At 69.7% G+C, this 17332-nt stretch carries 16 protein-coding genes; 14 read left to right on the top strand and 2 right to left on the bottom strand.

Features of this window, described 5'->3' with window-relative positions; all coding sequences use genetic code 11:
- The first annotated feature begins 120 nt into the window (after positions 1-120).
- Positions 121-2397: a DUF5916 domain-containing protein gene (locus ACXRVZ_RS06195; RefSeq protein ID WP_458232244.1), complete on the top strand. Its 2277-nt coding sequence runs from the start codon at positions 121-123 to the stop codon at positions 2395-2397.
- Positions 2398-2612: 215 nt separating this feature from the next.
- Here ACXRVZ_RS06195 and ACXRVZ_RS06190 read toward each other — a convergent pair whose 3' ends face one another.
- A complete protein-coding gene (locus ACXRVZ_RS06190) occupies positions 2613-3203 on the bottom strand; it encodes an RNA recognition motif domain-containing protein (RefSeq protein WP_457418733.1) in 591 nt (196 codons plus the stop codon).
- 220 nt (positions 3204-3423) lie between these two features.
- Here ACXRVZ_RS06190 and ACXRVZ_RS06185 point away from each other — a divergent pair, with 220 nt between their 5' ends.
- Together ACXRVZ_RS06185 and ACXRVZ_RS06180 are read left to right on the top strand one after the other, a co-directional pair.
- The gene (locus ACXRVZ_RS06185; RefSeq protein ID WP_457418731.1) at positions 3424-4323 is read left to right on the top strand and encodes a hypothetical protein; all 900 of its coding nucleotides are present in this window, start codon (positions 3424-3426) and stop codon (positions 4321-4323) included.
- Positions 4320-5102 carry a helical backbone metal receptor gene (locus tag ACXRVZ_RS06180; protein ID WP_457418729.1) on the top strand — a complete coding sequence of 261 codons (783 nt, stop codon included), beginning with the start codon at positions 4320-4322 and terminating at the stop codon, positions 5100-5102. The genes ACXRVZ_RS06185 and ACXRVZ_RS06180 overlap by 4 nt, the downstream gene beginning before the upstream one ends.
- Here ACXRVZ_RS06180 and ACXRVZ_RS06175 read toward each other — a convergent pair.
- Positions 5086-6402 (bottom strand): reverse transcriptase family protein, encoded by a 1317-nt coding sequence (locus ACXRVZ_RS06175; RefSeq protein ID WP_457418727.1) that lies wholly within the window; start codon positions 6400-6402, stop codon positions 5086-5088. The genes ACXRVZ_RS06180 and ACXRVZ_RS06175 overlap by 17 nt on opposite strands.
- Before the next feature lie 210 nt (positions 6403-6612).
- Between ACXRVZ_RS06175 and ACXRVZ_RS06170 the strand changes: the two genes are divergently transcribed.
- From ACXRVZ_RS06170 to ACXRVZ_RS06120, 11 genes are read left to right on the top strand one after another with little or no spacing between them, the layout of a single operon-like run.
- Complete coding sequence (locus ACXRVZ_RS06170; RefSeq protein WP_457418725.1) at positions 6613-7254, top strand: MarC family protein; 642 nt, start codon at positions 6613-6615, stop codon at positions 7252-7254.
- 16 nt (positions 7255-7270) lie between these two features.
- Complete coding sequence (gene creB / locus ACXRVZ_RS06165) at positions 7271-7945, top strand: two-component system response regulator CreB (RefSeq protein WP_457418723.1); 675 nt, start codon at positions 7271-7273, stop codon at positions 7943-7945.
- On the top strand, positions 7945-9372 hold the full coding sequence (gene creC / locus ACXRVZ_RS06160) for a two-component system sensor histidine kinase CreC (RefSeq protein WP_457418721.1): 1428 nt from the start codon (positions 7945-7947) through the stop codon (positions 9370-9372). Before creB ends, creC begins: the two co-directional genes overlap by 1 nt.
- Before the next feature lie 59 nt (positions 9373-9431).
- Complete coding sequence (creD, locus tag ACXRVZ_RS06155) at positions 9432-10811, top strand: cell envelope integrity protein CreD (RefSeq protein WP_457418719.1); 1380 nt, start codon at positions 9432-9434, stop codon at positions 10809-10811.
- Between the two features lie 15 nt (positions 10812-10826).
- Positions 10827-12476, top strand: a complete 1650-nt coding sequence (locus ACXRVZ_RS06150; protein ID WP_457418717.1) for a GMC family oxidoreductase — start codon at positions 10827-10829, stop codon at positions 12474-12476.
- A gap of 39 nt (positions 12477-12515) precedes the next feature.
- Positions 12516-12875, top strand: a complete 360-nt coding sequence (locus ACXRVZ_RS06145) for a hypothetical protein (protein WP_457418715.1) — start codon at positions 12516-12518, stop codon at positions 12873-12875.
- A complete protein-coding gene (locus tag ACXRVZ_RS06140) occupies positions 12866-13852 on the top strand; it encodes a hypothetical protein (RefSeq protein ID WP_458232243.1) in 987 nt (328 codons plus the stop codon). The genes ACXRVZ_RS06145 and ACXRVZ_RS06140 overlap by 10 nt, the downstream gene beginning before the upstream one ends.
- Before the next feature lie 24 nt (positions 13853-13876).
- Positions 13877-14230: a hypothetical protein gene (locus ACXRVZ_RS06135; protein ID WP_457418711.1), complete on the top strand. Its 354-nt coding sequence runs from the start codon at positions 13877-13879 to the stop codon at positions 14228-14230.
- A gap of 44 nt (positions 14231-14274) precedes the next feature.
- Positions 14275-16182 (top strand): B12-binding domain-containing radical SAM protein, encoded by a 1908-nt coding sequence (locus ACXRVZ_RS06130; RefSeq protein WP_457418709.1) that lies wholly within the window; start codon positions 14275-14277, stop codon positions 16180-16182.
- A complete protein-coding gene (locus ACXRVZ_RS06125; RefSeq protein WP_457418707.1) occupies positions 16182-16511 on the top strand; it encodes an antibiotic biosynthesis monooxygenase family protein in 330 nt (109 codons plus the stop codon). Before ACXRVZ_RS06130 ends, ACXRVZ_RS06125 begins: the two co-directional genes overlap by 1 nt.
- A gap of 46 nt (positions 16512-16557) precedes the next feature.
- On the top strand, positions 16558-17325 hold the full coding sequence (locus ACXRVZ_RS06120; protein ID WP_457418705.1) for a ParA family protein: 768 nt from the start codon (positions 16558-16560) through the stop codon (positions 17323-17325).
- Positions 17326-17332 lie beyond the last annotated feature (7 nt).

Here is a 17332-nt window from a genome sequence, read left to right as displayed (position 1 = left end):
GTGCCCGTGCGCTGACCCGCTTCAGCGCCGCCCGCCAGCCCGCAAGCCCGAACAGAGCGGGCTCACATGCTCCCGCCGCACAGCCCATCGGGCCGCGGCGTCATCGCTTCGATTTCCGCCATGAGATTCCCTCTCCTCGGCCTGGGCCTGTGCGCCCTGGCCCTGCCCGTCTGGGCCAATCCCACCGCGTTGCGCCTCGCCTCCGGGGATGCCGCACCCGCCATCGATGGCCGCCTCGCCGACGACGCCTGGCAGCGCGCCCCGGTCTACGAGCGCTTTGCGCAATTCCTGCCCGCCGACAAGCAACCCGCGCGCTGGCGCACCACCGTGCAGGTCGTCGTCACCGGCGACGCCCTGGTCTTCGGCATCCGCGCCTGGRATCCCGAGCCGGGCCGCATCCGCGCGCCGCTGGCCCGGCGCGACCAGGTCAAGGCCGACCAGGACTTCGTCTCCGTCTTCATCGACCCCGTTGGCCACCGCCGCACCGCGCAATACGTGCGCATCAGCGCGGCCGGCGCCGTCGAGGACGGCCTGTTCGCGGCCGAGGAAGACAGCGAGGACACGGCGCCCGACTTCGACGTCGAAGCCGCTGCCATGCGCCTGTCCGACGGCTACAGCGTCGAGCTGCGCTGGCCGCTTGCAGCGCTCAGGTTCCCACACTCGGACGGCGCGCCCTGGCGCGTCATGGTGGCGCGCAACATCCCGCGCGAGGACCGCACGCTCGACGTCAGCGCGCCGGCGCTCACGAAGGACGCGCTCAGCTTCATCGCCGAGCTGCAGCCGCTGGAGGGCCTGGCCGACCTGGTGGAGCAGGTGCGCGAGCGCAGCTTCATCGCCTTGCGCCCCGAGCTGACGCTACGCGCCACGCGCGACAGCGACGAGGCCGGCACGCGCCGCAGCCGCAAGGCCAGCCTCGGTGCCGAGTTCAAGTGGCGGCCACGCGCCGACTGGGTCATCGACGCGACGCTCAACCCCGATTTCTCCCAGGTCGAGCTGGACGCACCCCAGCTCGCCGGCAACACCCGCTTCGCCCTCAGCGTGCCGGAGAAACGCCCCTTCTTCCTGGAGAGCGCCGACGTCGTCGGCCCGACCCAGCCCGACGAAACCGGCGAGAACCGCAGCCTCGCGGCCTTCTACACCCGCGCCATCACCGACCCCGACTGGGGCCTGCGGGCCACCTGGCGCGGCGCTGGTGCCGAGGCCACTGCGCTGAGCCTGCACGACGCCGGCGGGGGCCAGGTCTTGCGGGCCGGTGCCTTCGCCACGCGCAGCGGCCTGCAGCCCGAGGGCTCTCAGGCCAGCTTTGCGCGCGGCCGCATGCAGCTGGGCAGCCTGGGCTTGGCCGGCCTGGTGTCGCAGCGCGACTTCGGCAGCGGCCTCGCCACCCAAGTCGTTGGCAGCGACGGCGTCTGGCGCGCGGGCGACAGCGACCAGTGGCGCGGCCACCTGCTGCTGTCGGGCACGACGCTGGGGCTGGACGAAGCCGGCCAGGTGCTGCGCCTCTCGCGCCAGCGCGGTCACCGCGCCTGGCTGGGCTGGCGCCACAAGGATGCCGACTGGGTCGCCAACGTCAACGTCGAGGAGATCAGCGCGCGCTTCGCCAACGACAACGGCTTCGTCAACCAGAGTGGCGTGCGCCGCGCCTCGGCCTTCGGCTATCTGCGCATGGGCCCGCGCGAACTGATCGGCGTTGACATGCACGACAGCGAGCTGCAGCTCAAGGTCCAGGAGACGCGCACGCTGGCCGACTCGCTGCTCGGCGTCGCCGCTGGCCAGGTCGTGGAACGTCTCTTCCAGCCCGGCTTCTGGTTCGCCGCAGCCCGCAACACCGGCGTCTGGGGCCATGTCGGCCTGGACCAGCACCGCGCCAGGAGTGGCGGCCAGCTGCACCAGACGCGCACGCTGCAGCTGGGCTTCGAATCCAACCCCAGTGAACTGCTGAGTTATGTCAATGCCGAGGTCGACTGGGGCCGGCGCCTGGATGTGGAAGCCGACCGCGTCGGCCTGGGCCTGCAGGCGCAACTGGAAGCCAAGCTGCGGGCGCCGCTGCCGGCAGGGCTGTGGCTGGAGTTCGAGCAGCGCCTGGGCCTGGGTTATGTCGACGCCCCGAACGGGCAACGCGCCTTCACGGACCGCAGCGCGCAGAGCCTGGTCGTGCTGCACCTGAGCCCGCGCGACTCGCTGCGCCTCATCCACCAGCAGACCCACTTCACGCGCCGCCTGGACGCCGCCGCCAGCCTCGCTGCGGACGACAGCCGGGACCGGCAACTGGCGCTGATGTTCCAGCACCGCGTCGGCCTGTCGCGCATTCTCAGCGTCGGCCTGAACCGGGCCAGCGAGCGCCCCGGCCAACTGCGCCGCCGCGAACTCTTTGCCAAGCTCGCATTGGGGTATTGAAGCCCCTCGCCCAGTCGCGCCCCGCTGAACGCGGGCGTGTCTGGTCGGTCCCCCTGGGGGGCGTCGATGCTGGCCGGATTGACCGGCCAGCATCGCCAAAGGCGGGCCGGCTTGGGAGCGGCCCGGCGCTGGGCCGCAAGCAGCCCGCCAGTTGCCCGCAAAACGAAACAAGGCGCCCGAAGGCGCCTTGTTCATTTGTGCTGGGTCAGCAGGACTTAGTAGCTGCCACCACCGTAGCCGCCGCCACCGCCGGAACGGCCACCGCCGCCGCCGCCGTAGCCGCCACCACCGCCGTAGCCGCCGCCACCGCCGGAACGGCCACCGCCGCCACCGCCGTAGCCGCCACCACCGCCGGAACGGCCACCGCCGCCGCCGCCGTAGCCACCACCACCACCGCCGGTGCTGCCACCGCCGCCGTAGCCGCCGCCACCGCCGGAGCGGCCACCGCCACCACCGCCGTAGCCACCACCGCCGCCGTAGCTGCCGCCACCGCCGCCGCCGAAGCCGCCACCGCCGGAACGGCCACCGCCGCCACCGCCGAAGCCGCCCGGACGCTCTTCACGAGGACGAGCCTCGTTGACCACGATCGCGCGGCCTTCGAGGGCCTGACCGTTCATGCCGTTGATGGCTGCTTGAGCCTCAGCGTCAGAACCCATTTCGACGAAACCGAAACCCTTGGAACGGCCCGTCTCGCGGTCCATCATGACCTTTGCGGAGGTCACCGTACCAAACTGACCGAACGACTCTTGCAACGATTCGTCACGCACGCTGTAGGCCAGATTGCCCACATAAAGCTTGTTTCCCATGGGGAAGCCCTTCTCTACTCAAAACCAAAAAAACCATGTGGAGCTTCAACCCATCGTGAACCATTCAGCGAGGTGCGGCGTCCAGACACAGGCGAATCATTATGGTGGCGAAGGTAAAGATTGCACGGCGCCCCTCCGGTCAGTGTTGTTTTTCAGAGCTAGCACAAACCCTGGCGGGTCCCGTTTCTCATGTTCGCGTCATCGCTACCATCCCGGCCCAATGACTTTTCCCCTGCTGCCTGCCCTCGCCCGCGTCCTCGCCAGCATTGACGCGCCCCGCAACCTCCGAGCCCTATATGCGCTGCTGGCGGGCTTCTGCGCGGCCGGCCTGCTGCTGGCGATGGCGCAGTCGGCACTCGCCCGCAGCGAGGAGCTGCTCAGCGCGCTGTGGATGGGCCTGGCGCTGGCTGTCGCCTTTTTCGGCGTCAACGCGACCGGCCTGATGCTGATGGACCAGGCCCGCGGCCTGCCGGTGCGCGACCCGCAAGACGCCCTTGCCGATGCGCTGCGCAGCGGCCACCGCGTGCTGCTGGCCCTGCTGGCCTGCGTGGCGCTGGCCGCCGCCGGCGTGGCGGTGCTGGCCGCGCTGCTGTGGGCGACGCGCTGGCCCTGGGTGGGCGCGCCGCTGCTGGCAGTGGTGCTGCCGGCCGGCGTGCTGCTGCTGGGCGGGCTGGCGTTCGTGGTCGTCGTCCTGGTCGGGCCGCTGGCCGGGCCGGCGGTCTGGGCCGGGCGGCACAGCACCGGCGTGCTGGCTTTCATGCGCGGGCGGCTGCGCCACGGCCTGCCGGAAACGGCCCTGCTGATGGCGGCCGTCTACCTGCTGGTCGCGCTGACGACCGCTGCGGTCAGCTTTGTCGTCGTCACCGGCGGCAAGCTGCTGGCGGGCCTCGCCATCCTGGGTGCGGGCATCGAGCTGCCGGCGCGCCAGCTGCTGGCCGGCGTCATGGGCCTGGGGCCGCGCGGCCTCGGCGCCAACGGCATGGCGCTGGAAGGCGGCAACCTGGGCTTGGCGGCGCTGATCGGCGGCGGCATCGTCTTTGCGCTGGCGCTGGTGCTGCCGACGCTGGTGTGGCTGCGTGGCTGCTGCGCGGTGTATCTGGCGTTGACCGAGCACGAATGACGCCACGGATTGCTTCCCTTGTGCCGAGCGCGACGGAGACGCTGGTGGCGCTGGGGCTGGGGCCTTGCCTGGTCGCCCGCACGGGCTTCTGCATCCACCCGGCCGAGGCGGTAAGGGACGTGCCCAAGGTCGGCGGCACCAAGGACGTGAATCTCCCCAAGCTGCGGCGGCTGGCGCCGACGCATGTGGTCGTCAACGTCGACGAGAACCGGCGGGAGACGGCCGAGGCCATCCTTCAAGGTTTCGGGGAGTTCGTGCCCGAGGTCATCGTCACCCACCCGAGCCGGCCCGAGGACAACCTGGCGCTGTTCGAGCAGCTGCGCGCCGCCTTTGCCGGCCAGCCCGGCGTGAACGAGCGCGCAGCAGCGCTGTCGGCCGAGTTCAGCGCTGCGCTGGCCCGCTGCCGCGAGCAGGCCTGGCCCGGCGAGAACGTGCTCTACCTGATCTGGCGCGAGCCCTGGATGACCGTGGCGCGCGACACCTACATCTCGACGCTGCTGGCGGAGGCCCGCTGGCGCAGCTGGCCCGACGTGCCTGGCGGCGAGCACGGCGCGGGCCGCTACCCGGCGCTGACGGGCGACGAAGCCTGGCTGCGCCACATCGACCGCGTGCTGCTCAGCTCCGAGCCCTACCGCTTCGGCCCTGCGCACGTCGCCGAGGCGCAGGCGCTGTGCCCGCAGGCGCGGGTGCAGCTGGTCGATGGCGAGCTGCTGAGCTGGTGGGGCGCGCGTGGCGCGGCGGGGCTGGACTACCTGCGCGGCCTCAGCGATTCCAATTGACCTGGTCGAGCAAGACCTTGAGTTTTTGCGCCTTGACAGCATTGAGCTGAGTAGCCCAGGCGACGCGGCCCTGCAGGTGGGCCCGCCAGTCGGCATGGCCGTCGCGGTTCTGGCCGGCGGGGCCGTCGACGACGCAGCGATGCAGCGTGGCCTTGAGCCGGTCGAACTCGTCGCGCGGCAGGTTGGGCCGCTCGTTGACGACGATGCCGCAGACCGATTGCCGCTGCGCGGTGCCGAGGCTGCGCGTCTTGCGTGGGTTCACGGCAAAGCCCTCGTCCGCGGCGACGGCCGCGACCCAGGCGGCAATCTGGCGCATGGGCAGCGTGGCCGGGCCGGAGATGACGAGGTCGTCGGCGTAGCGGCTGTAGCGCGCGCCGAAGGACTCCGCCAGGCCATTGAGGCGCGCGTCCAGAGCGAAGGCGCAGAGGTTGGCCAGCGCGGGCGAGGTCGGTGCGCCCTGAGGCAGGTGGGCGTCGCGCAGCCGCTGGCGCTGCGGCCAGCTCAGGCGCGGCTCGGCGCGCAACCAGGCTTCGGGCGTGGACGTGGTGCACAGCGCGGTCAGCGCGCGGGCGATTGCGGTGGAGTAGCCCAGTGTCTTGAAGAGGGCGTGGATGCGCGCGGCGCGCACCGTCGAGAAGAAGTCGCTCAGGTCGAAGCGTAAGACCCGGCCCTGGCCCGTGTGCCGGGCCGCGTGCTGCACGACCGAGCGGCCCGGCGTGTAGCCAAAGGCGGCCTCGTGCGGCGGCAGGCCGTTCAGCAACTGGCCGAGCAAGCGACGCTGGATGGCGCGCAGATGCGGCTCGGGCACCTCCAGCAGCCGCCAGCCGGCGCCCTCGCCGCGCTTGGGCAGCAGATGCTGGCGGTAGTGCTGCTGCACCAGAGGGCGACGGCGCTGCCAGTCGGCGGGCAGCGTCAGCCGCCACAGGCCGGCGGGCGTCATCCCCAGGCCGCGCGCCAGCGCGCCGACGGTGGGCCAGTGCGGGCGATCCAGGCCGGCCGGTGCGGCGGCCAGGTCATCGGGCGGGCACAGCAGCCAGTGGCGGGCGACCGGCCGCGCCTCGCTGCGCCAGGCTTGGGCAAAGGCATCGTGCGCCTCGACACGCTCGGCCAGCGTCGCCACCTCCAGCCGCCGCCAGACCTCGCCCGGCACACGCGCCATCGCCTGCGCCAGCACGGCGAGCCAGGGCGGGCGGGCATCCAGGCAGACGGCCATGCGCGCCGCCAGGCCGCTCGCCTCATGCGGGCTGGCCAGCATCGCGCGGGCCAAGGCCCGGGCGGTCATGTTGCGGGCTGTGTTCACCCGTCATCTCCCTGCGACAAAAAGGTGCGGCACGCTGCCCGAGCGACGGGTGATGCGTGAGGTGTAGGGCGCAGAGCGCCCCGAGCTTCACGCCCTGCTGGACGCGACATCGAGAACCCCCGGGGTTGCCCCGGAGTGCTGGCCAATGAAGGCTGGCAAAGACCTCGGGCAGCGGCCGCGACGGCATCCTACCGGCCACAATCGCCCGCCATGGACATCTACAAGCCCCTCGTTGCGCTGCTGGCCATCGTGAACCCGGTGGGCGTGGTGCCCTTCTTCATCCACTTCACCAGCAGCCTGCCGCGCGAGCAGCGGCGCAAGACCATCCTGGTCAGCTCCTGCACCGCCGGCATCGTCATCGCGCTGAGTGCGCTGTTCGGGCTGAAGATCATCGAGTTCTTCGGCATCTCGCTGGCCAGCTTCCAGGTCGGCGGCGGCTGCCTGCTGCTGATCAGCTCGCTGCAGATGCTGAACGCCCAGCCGGCCGAGGCGCGCAAGGAGGATGTCTCCGAAGGCAACACCAAGGCCGACGCGGGTGCCAGCATCGCCGTGGTGCCGCTGGCCATCCCGCTGCTGACGGGGCCGGCCACCATCTCGACCATGGTCATCTACGCCGACAAGACGCGCGTCTGGTGGGAGCTGGCCATCCTGTGCGGCTACGGCGTCGTCGTCGCGCTGGTGACCTTCATCACCTTCTCGGCCAGCAGCAAGATCGCCAAGGTGCTGGGCCAGACGGGCATCAACATCATGACGCGGCTGATGGGCCTCATCCTCGCCGCGCTGGCGGTAGAGCTGCTGGCCGACGGGCTGATCAAGCTCTTCCCGGTGCTGGCGGCCCGGACGGTCGGCTGAGCCAGGGCAGGCGCGCTTGACGACCCTGCTGCTGCTGGAAGACGACCCCGCCATCGCGGACACCGTCGTATTCGCGCTGCGGCGCGAAGGCTTCACCGTGGAGCACCGCGCCTGGCTGGCCGAGGCGCGCGAGCGTCTGCGCGCCGCGCCGGCCCCCGAGCTGCTCATCCTCGACATCGGCCTGCCCGACGGCAACGGCCTGGACCTGTGCCGCGAGCTGCGCGCCGGGCCGTTGAAGCACTTGCCCGTCATCGTGCTGAGCGCCCGCAGCGAGGAGATGGACCGCGTGCTGGGCCTGGAGCTGGGCGCCGACGACTACCTGGCCAAGCCCTTCAGCCCGCGCGAGCTGGTGGCGCGCGTGCGGGCGCTGCTGCGCCGTGCGCTGGCAGCCCCGGCCCCGGCTGCACCGTCAATAGGCTTTGCCGTCGACGGCTCGCGCGTGCGGCTGGACGGCGCACTGCTCAACCTCACCAAGCTGGAGCTGGGCCTCTTGCTCAAGCTGCTGCAGGCGCCGCAGCGCATCCACTCGCGCGAGGCCCTGCTGGACACCGTCTGGGGCGTCAGCGCCGACAGCAGTGACCGCACGGTGGACACCCATATCAAGACGCTGCGCGCCAAGCTGCGCGAGGCGGCGCCGGGTAAGGACCCAATCAAGACCCACCGCGGCATGGGCTATTCCCTGGAGCCCTGATGCGGTTGGGCCTGCGCGTCTTCTTCGGCTTCTTCCTCATCGCCGGCCTGAGCGCCGTGCTGCTGCTGAAGGTCTTCCTGGCCGAGGTGAAGCCCAGCGTGCGCGAGGTCATGGAAGACCTGATGGTGGACACGGCCAACCTGCTGGCCGAGACCGCCGCCGACGAGATGGACGGCGCAGGCCACCTGACGGCCGACAGCCGCCTGGCCGCCCAGCTGCATCGTTATGCCCAACGCGAGGTGGACGCCATGATCTGGGGCCTGCGCAAGCAGAGCCTGGACCTGCGCATCTACGTGACCGACGCGAACGGCCGCGTCGTGCTGGACTCCGGCCAGCCCTCGGCCGTGGGCCAGGACTACTCGCAGTGGCGCGACGTGGCGCTGACGCTGCGCGGCGACTACGGTGCCCGCGCCACGCCCTATGAGACGCACCGGGACCTGAGCACCGTCCTCGTCGTGGCCGCGCCGGTGATGAAGGACGGCCGCAAGCTCGGCGTCGTCAGCGTCGCGAAGCCGGTGGCCAGCGTGCAGCGCTTCATCGACCGCGCCGAGCGCCGTGTCTTCTGGGCGGGCGCGGCGCTGCTGGCGGCCAGCCTCATCGTCGGCGTGGCGGTGACGCTGTGGCTGGTGGCCTCGGTGCGCCGGCTGCGCCGCTATGCCCAGCAGGCGCAGGCCGGCCAGGCCATTGCGCCGCCGGACATGCCCGGCGAGCTGGGCGACCTGGCCAACGCCATGGACGACATGCGCCGGCGCCTGGAGGGCCGCGAGCAGCTGGAGCACGACGTGCGCGCGCTGACGCATGAGCTCAAGAGCCCGCTGGCCGCGCTGCGTGCCAGCGGCGAGTTGTTGCAGGACGAACTGCCCGCCGCCGACCGCCAGCGCTTTGCCGCCCAGGTGCTGGACCAGACCGCACGCCTGCAGACGCTGGTGGAGCGCGTGCTGGGGCTGTCGCAGCTGGAAGCTCAGCTGGGGCTGGGTGAACGGCAACGCCTGGCGCTGGTGGATTGGGCCGAGGCGCAGCTGGACCGCCAGGCATCGCGGCTGGCGCAGAAGGAATTGCGCATCGTCTGGACGGCACGGGACGACGTGGCGGCGGACGTGGATGTCGCGTTGCTGGAGCTGGCTTTCGGCAACCTGCTCGTCAACGCCATCGACTTCGCGCCCGTCGGCTCGGCGCTGGAGCTGGCCGTCAGCGCGACGCCAACGACGGCGCGGCTGACGCTGCGCGACCACGGCCCCGGTGTGCCGGCCGCCGCGTTCTCGCGCTTAAGCAAACGCTTCTTCTCGACAGCGCGGCCCGGCAGCCTGGTCAAGGGCTCGGGCCTGGGCCTGGCCATCGCGCGGCGGGTGGCGGAGCTGCATGGCGGGCGGCTGGCGTTCGAGGCGGCGGAGCCGGGGTTGAAGGTGAGCCTCGTTCTTCCGCGCTGACTTCACAGCGACTTCACACACTTCGTCGTGTCCTCACCACCGCTGGCGATGCTGGCGGCATGAACAGACAAGCCCTCTTTCTCAAGCTGGCCATCCTGGCCGTCGTTTCCATCCTGCTGTGCGCCGTGCTCGCGCAAATTGGCGGTCTTGTGCAGGAGCGCCAGACCCGCCAGCGCGAGGCGTCGCAGAGTGTCGAACAGTCATTGGCCGGGCCGCAGGCCCTCGTCGGGCCGCTGCTCGTACGGGCCTGCAAGGAGAGCTGGCCCGTGCACAGCGACAACAAAACGGAAGTCACCGAGTCGCGCGACTTCTGGCTCACGGCCGCGCCGGCCAAGCTGCAGATCAGCGGCGCCGTCAGCCCCGAGGTGCGCAAGCGCGGCCTCTTCAAGATCAACACCTACGCCAGTCAGCTCAACGCCGAAGCGCGCTGGGAAAACCTGGCCGCGCTGCTGCCCAAGGCCGAGCACGCCAACGGCCGCATGGCCTGCGGCGACCCGGCCGTCGTCGTGGCGCTGAGCGACTCTCGCGGCATCCGCACAGCGGAGCTCAAGCGTGACGGTCGCGAGCTCGCTGTCTTGCCCGGCACCACCCACCCGGCCTTCCGCGGCGGCCTGCATGCCGTGTTGCCCGACGTCCGCACCGACGAGCCGCTGGCCGTGTCGCTCAAGCTCAGCCTCGTCGGCAGCCAACGACTGGGCATCGTGCCGGCGGCCGGCGACACCCAGATCTCGCTGCAGTCGAGCTGGCCGCACCCGAGCTTCACGGGGCAGTTCCTGCCCATCGAGCACAACGTCGGCGTCAGCGGCTTCTCGGCGCGCTGGCAGGTGTCCTCGCTGGCCAGCACCGCCGTGGCCGACGTGCAGGCCGGCCACGCATTGCCCAACCTGAACGACGGCGCGGTGCAGGTGCCCTATACCGATGGCGCCACCCGGCAGGCCAAGGGCGGCCTGGACGTCCTCGCCGTCGAACTCATCGACCCCGTGAACCCCTATGTCATGAGCGACCGCGCCATCAAGTACGGCCTGATGTTCATCGCGCTGACCTTCGTCACCGTCGGCCTCACCGAGCTGCTGACAGGCCGGCGCGTGCACCCTGTGCAATACCTGCTCGTGGGCCTGGCGCTGAGCCTGTTCTTCCTGCTGCTGCTGAGCCTGTCGGAGCACCTGCCCTTCCTGGTGGCCTACCTGATCGCAGCCGGCGCGGCGGCCCTGGTGCTGACGCAGTACGCCGCTGCCATGCTGGGCGGCTGGCTGCGCGGCGCGGCGTTTGGCGGCGGCATCGCGCTGCTGTACGGCGCGCTCTACGTGCTGCTGAGCCGGGAGCAGACGGCGCTGGTCATCGGCGCGGTGCTGCTGTTCATCGTGCTGGCGGTGGTCATGACGCTGACGCGCAAGCTGGACTGGTACGGACTGACGTCAGGGAATCCGCAGGGCGAGTGAATTACCCTCGGGCCCATGGCAAAAGAAGGTTTCGACTACATCATCGTGGGCGCCGGCACCGCCGGCTGCCTGCTGGCCAACCGGCTCACGGCCGACCCGACGAAGCGCGTGCTGCTCATTGAGGCCGGCGGCAAGGACGACTACCACTGGGTCCACATCCCTGTCGGCTACCTCTACTGCATCGGCAACCCGCGCACCGACTGGTGCTACAGCACGGAGCCGGAGCCGGGCCTGAATGGCCGCAGCCTGCGCTACCCGCGCGGCAAGGTGCTGGGCGGCAGCTCCAGCATCAACGGCATGATCTACATGCGCGGCCAGAGCCGCGACTACGAGCACTGGGCCGAGGCCACGGGCGACGACACCTGGCGCTGGGAGCGCGTGCTGCGCGCCTTCCGCCGCCACGAGAACCATTGGCGCCTGGACGACCCCAAGACCGCGCCCGAGGGCTTTGCCGCCACGCACGGCCACAAAGGCGAATGGCGCGTGGAGCAGCAGCGCCTGCGCTGGCCCATCCTCGACGCCTTTTCAGCCGCCGCGCAGCAGGCAGGCATCCCGGCCACCGGCGACTTCAACGCCGGCACCAACGAGGGTGTGGGCTATTTCGAGGTCAACCAGAAGAAGGGCCTGCGCTGGAACACGGCCAAGGCCTTCTTGCGGCCCACCACCTTCGGCCGGCCCAACTTCGAGCTGTGGACGGGCGCCCAGGTGCGCAAGCTGCGGCTGATGCGAGACGACACGGGCATGCGCTGCAGCGGCGTGGAAGTGCTAACGCCGCACGGCGTGGAGCAGCCCTGGGTGAACGCGGGCGGCGAGGTCATCCTGTGCGCCGGCGCCGTGGGCACGCCGCAGATCCTGCAGCTCTCGGGCCTCGGGCCGGCCGAGCTGCTGCAGGGGCTGGGCATCACCGTCGAGCAGGACCTGCGCGGCGTGGGCGCCAACCTGCAGGACCATCTGCAGATCCGCGCCGTCTACAAGGTGGAAGGCGCCAGGACGCTGAACATGCGCTCGGCCTCGCTGTTCGGCAAGGCCCTGATCGGCCTGGAATACGCACTGCGCCGCAGCGGCCCGATGAGCATGGCGCCGTCACAACTGGGTGCCTTCACTCGGTCAAGCCCCGACAAGGCCTGGCCCGACCTGGAATACCACGTCCAGCCGCTGTCGCTGGACGCCTTCGGCGAGCCGCTGCACGGCTTCGACGCCTTCACGGCGAGCGTCTGCAACCTCAACCCGACCAGCCGCGGCACGGTGAACATCACGTCGCCCAACGCGGGCGTGGCGCCGGCCATCCGGCCCAACTATTTGGCCACCGACGCCGACAAGCAGGTCGCCGTCGAGAGCCTGAAGCTGACGCGCCGCATCGTGGCGCAGCCGGCGCTGGCGGGCTTCAAGCCCGTGGAGCACAAGCCGGGGCCGGAGCACCAGACCGACGAGGACCTGGCGCGCCTGGCCGGCGACATCGCCACGACCATCTTCCACCCCGTGGGCACCTGCAAGATGGGCCGCAAGGACGACCCCGATGCGGTGGTGGACTCGCGGCTGCGTGTGCGCGGCGTGACGGGCCTGCGCATCGCCGACGCGAGCGTGATGCCGACGATCACGAGCGGGAACACCAACTCGCCGACGCTGATGATTGCGGAGAAGCTAGCGGGATGGTTGGTGGGATAAGAGACCCGGCCACTGCGCATCAAGCAACGTCCCGTCACCATGACCCCAAAGTTCGCCACACAGATCGCCGCTCGCTGGTTCTCCCATCGCTGGTGGTTTCTCGCGGCTTCGCTGCTCGGCATCGGGTCGCTGCTCGCAGCGATGATCTATGGCCCGGCAGAGGCTGCCGCCGTGGCGGCGACCCTGGCCGGCCCTGTGATCTTCGTCCCCTGGGCGTTGCTCTGTGCATGCATCTGGTTCCATCCGGAGCGCGGCAACTTGCAGTCGGGCAGAGGGCTCTTCGGCAGGCTGCCAAACGCGGTTCAACAGGTGTTTCGCTGGTATTCCTCGTTGTTCCTGGGCGTGTTCATCGCCGTCGGCCTGGTGGTCTGGCCGGCGCTGTCCCTGGCATGGCTCTGAATCGCGCCTGTGACACGGGAGGGTTTGGCTTCGCAACGCTCGCCGCGTGGGCTATAGGCTGTTTCCTCGGCCTGGGCGCGGCGCCCTCGCAAGCGACCAACGCTGAACCCGCAGCGACGCCCGCCAAGGCCCGCATGCACTACCGCTACTGGGACTGGGGCGCCACGCCGAAGCGCGACGACTATCAGTTCGCGCTGCTGACGCTGGCCCTCGACAAGACCGTCAAGGACTACGGCCCCTACCAGCTCTCAAGGGTGGTGCAGAGCTACTCCACCTCCAGGCTCAGGCGTGAGATCAACCGCGGCGAAGTGGTGAACGTGCATGCCGGGCCGTGGCGCCCGCTGGAGACCAGCGAGGACAAGCTGCCGGAGCGCAGCCTGCGCGTCAACCTGCCCATCCTGAAGGACTTGCTGGGCTACCGGCGGCTGCTGATCCGCCGCGACGATCTGGACCGGTTCAGGAACATCCAGCATGCGGATGAGCTGAAGGCGCTGGTTGTCGGCCAGGCGAACGGCTGGGTCGATGTCGATATCTACCGGCACAACGGCTACCGCGTCAACGACATGCCGACCCCGACCTCGCTGTTCGACATGCTGGCCAGGAAGCGCATCGACTATATCCCGATCAGCCTGACGGACGCCGAGACCGCGCTGGCCAGCCGCCCGGACCTGGCCGGCCAGTTGATGCTGCTGCCCGACATCACGCTCTACTTCCCGCTGCCCGTCATCTTCTACGTCAACATCCATGAGCCGCAGATGGCGGAGCGGCTGGAAAAGGGTCTCGCCCTGGCCAGGCAGGACGGATCTTTCGAGCGGCTGTTCCGCAGCAGCTTCGCGCACGAGCTGCTGCTGATCCGCGAGGGCTCAGCCAAGCGGTTTGTGCTGACGAATCCTTTCGTGCCCAGGGAGCTCGCGGTCGAGAGGTCGATGGAACTGAGCGAGGCCGACGCACCCGCTGCGAAAGCCAGTGGCCGATAGATGACGACGCCTTCACGCAAGTCCATGCGGACCATCGCGGCGCTTGTCGCGTTGACGATTTCAGCGGCGCTTGTGGGGTGCGACGTGGCTTGTGGAAACGAGCCCATCGCAGATGCCACATCGCCCGGCGGCGATCTCCGTGCCGTCGTGTTCTCTCGCAACTGCGGTGCGACAACGGGCTTCAATACACAGATTTCCATCGTCCGAACGGGGGATCCCGTCCCGGATGGCGGCGGCAATACCTTCATCGCTGACGGAACGGTGCCGCTGAAGCTCCAATGGACTTCGGAGGCTGAACTCGTGGTCTCTGGCGCTCTGGGATCAAAGGCGTTCAAGCAGGAGCGGCATGTGAATGGCGTGCTGATCTCGTACCGCTGACGCCAAGGACCGCCCGTTTTGCGGCGGGCCGCGACAATTCGCCCATGTCGTCCCCGTCCCCCCGCGTGCTCGCCGTCATCCCGCCTATGACGCAGCTGAACACGCCCTACCCGTCCACGGCCTATCTGACCGGTTTTTTGCGCTCGCGCGGCATGGATGCGCGGCAGGTGGACCTGGCGTTGGCGCTGGTGCTGGAGCTGTTCACCCCAGCCGGCCTCGCGCAACTGCATGACGCCGTGCGGGCCCTGCCTGACGCGAAGCGCACGCCGCAGACCGCCTGGTTCGCCGCCGAGTTCGGGTCCATCGCCGCAGCCACGCCGCGCGTCATCGCCTTCCTGCAGGGCCGCGACCCGACGGTGGCGCATCGCATCAACGCGCGCGCCTTCCTGCCCGAGGGCGCGCGCTTCGCGTCGCTGGAGGCCTACGTCGATGAGGACGGCGGCGACCCGCTGGCCTGGGCCTTCGGCGCCCTGGGCCTGCAGGACCGCGCGCGCCACCTGGCCACGCTGTTCCTGAACGACCTGGCCGACGTGCTGCGCGATGCGGTGGACGCGCGCTTCGAGTTCGTCCGCTATGCCGAAAGCCTGGCCGCCGCGCAGGCGCACTTCGACCCGCTGGCGGAGGCGCTCGCGGCGCCGGCCAACCTGGTCGACACGACGCTGCAGCGCCTCACACTGGCGGCGCTGGACCAGCACCAGCCCGACGTCGTGCTGCTGTCCGTGCCCTTCCCCGGCTCGGTCTACGCGGCGCTGCGCATCGCCCAGACCATCAAGGCCGCGCGGCCGGATGTCGTCACCATCCTGGGCGGCGGCTATGTCAACACCGAGCTGCGCGAGCTGGCCGAACCGCGGGTCTTCGACTTCGTCGACTACGTGACGCTGGACGCCGGCGAGCGGCCGCTGCTGGCGCTGCTGGAGCACGTCTCAGGCAAGCGCTCCAAGACGCGCCTGGTGCGCACGTTCTGGCGCGACGGCGATGCGGTGAAGTACACCAACTTTGTCGAGCCCGACATTCCCTTCGACGACGTCGGCACGCCGACCTGGGACGGCTTGCCGCTGGACCGCTATCTGTCGCTGCTGGACATGCTCAACCCCATGAACCGGCTGTGGAGCGACGGGCGCTGGAACAAGCTGACGGTGGCGCATGGCTGCTACTGGAAGAAATGCAGCTTCTGCGACGTGAGCCTGGACTACATCTCGCGCTACGAGGCGGCGAGCGCCGAGGTGCTGGTGGACCGCATCGAGGCCATCGTGAAGGAGACGGGGCAGACGGGCTTCCATTTCGTCGACGAGGCCGCGCCGCCCAAGGCGCTGAAGGCGCTGGCCGAGGAGCTGATAAGGCGCGGGGTGGCCATCTCGTGGTGGGGCAACATCCGCTTCGAGAAGACCTTCACCCCGGAGCTGGCGCAGCTACTGGCCGACAGCGGCTGCATCGCCATCTCGGGCGGGCTGGAGGTGGCATCGGACCGGCTGCTCAAGCTGATGAAGAAGGGCGTCTCCATCGAGCAGGTGGCCCGCGTCACCAAGGCGTTCGCCGACGCGGGCGTGCTGGTGCACGCCTACCTGATGTACGGCTTTCCCACGCAGACGACGCAGGACACCGTGGACGCGCTGGAGTACGTGCGCCAGCTGTTCGAGAACGGCTGCATCCACAGCGGCTTCTTCCACCGCTTTGCCTGCACGGTGCATTCGCCGGTGGGCCTGAACCCGGCGGAATACGGCGTCACGCTGCAGCCGCTGCCGCCGGGCCGTTTCGCGAAGAACGACATCGCCTTCATCGACCCCACGCCCACCGACCACGACGGCCTGGGCCAGGGGCTGAAGAAGGGGCTCTACAACTTCATGCACGGCATCGGCGTCGACAGCGACATCCGCAGCTGGTTCCCGGTGCGGGTGCCCAAGACGACGGTGCCGCGGCGCTTCGTCGAGCGGGCGCTGGAGACCCTGCGCTGATGTTCACTTCGACCTTCACCTTCGCCAAGGGCGAGTACGACGCCGAATTCTTCGCTCTGGACGACACCATCGCGCAGATCGCCCGCGCCATCCCCGGCTACCTGGGGGAAGAGGCCTGGGAGAACGCCGCCACGGGGCTGATCTCCAACGTCTACTACTGGAACTCGATGGAGGCCTTACAGCAGCTGATGAGCCACCCGACCCACCGCGAAGCCAAGCAGGCCCAGGCGCGCTGGCTGAAGGGCTACCAGGTCGTCATCGCCGAGGTGGTTCGCAGCTATGGCGACGGCGGCATCCCACATCCGTTGAAGAACGCGCCCGCCAGCTGACTTTTGTGCAGTGCACAATCGCCGCAACCAACCGGAGGTAGCGGTCATGCGGCGAGTCGTGTTCAACCAAAAAGGCGGCGTGGGCAAGTCCACGATCACGAGCAACCTGGCGGCGATCGCCGCGGCCCAGGGCAAGAGCGTGCTCGTCATCGACCTGGACTGCCAGGGAAACACCACGCGCTACCTGTTGGGCGACGCGGCCGACGGGGAACTGGCCGGCTCGGCGGAGTTCTTCGGGCAGACGCTGAAGTTCAGCATCAAGGAAGGCGACACGATGGCCTTCATCGTCGAGAGCCCCTGGGAGAACCTGCACGTGATGCCGGCCTCCGCCGAACTGGACGAACTGCACGGCAAGCTGGAGAGCCGCTACAAGATCTACAAGCTGCGCGATGCGCTGCTGAAGCTTGAAGACGCCTACGACGAGATCTGGATAGACACGCCGCCCGCGTTGAACTTCTACACGCGCTCGGCGCTGATCGCGTCCCAGGGCTGCCTCATCCCCTTCGACTGCGACGACTTCTCGCGCCGCGCGCTGTACGGGTTGTTGGAGGCTGTCGAGGAAATCCGTGCGGACCACGCGCCCGAGCTTCACGTCGAAGGCATCGTCGTCAACCAGTTCCAGGCCCGCGCGTCGCTGCCGCAGCGTGTGGTGCAGGAGCTGATCGACGAAGGGCTGCCGGTGCTGCAGCCCTTCCTGTCCAGCAGCGTGAAGGTCAAGGAATCGCACGAGCTGTCCAGGCCCATGATCCACCTCGACGCGCGCCACAAGCTCACCCAGGAGCTGGTGACGCTGTACGAGTCGCTCGGCAGCTGAATGCGCA

The sequence above is a fragment of the Roseateles sp. P5_E8 genome (assembly GCF_054177665.1).
This window is presented reverse-complemented; position numbering and strand designations above follow the sequence as displayed.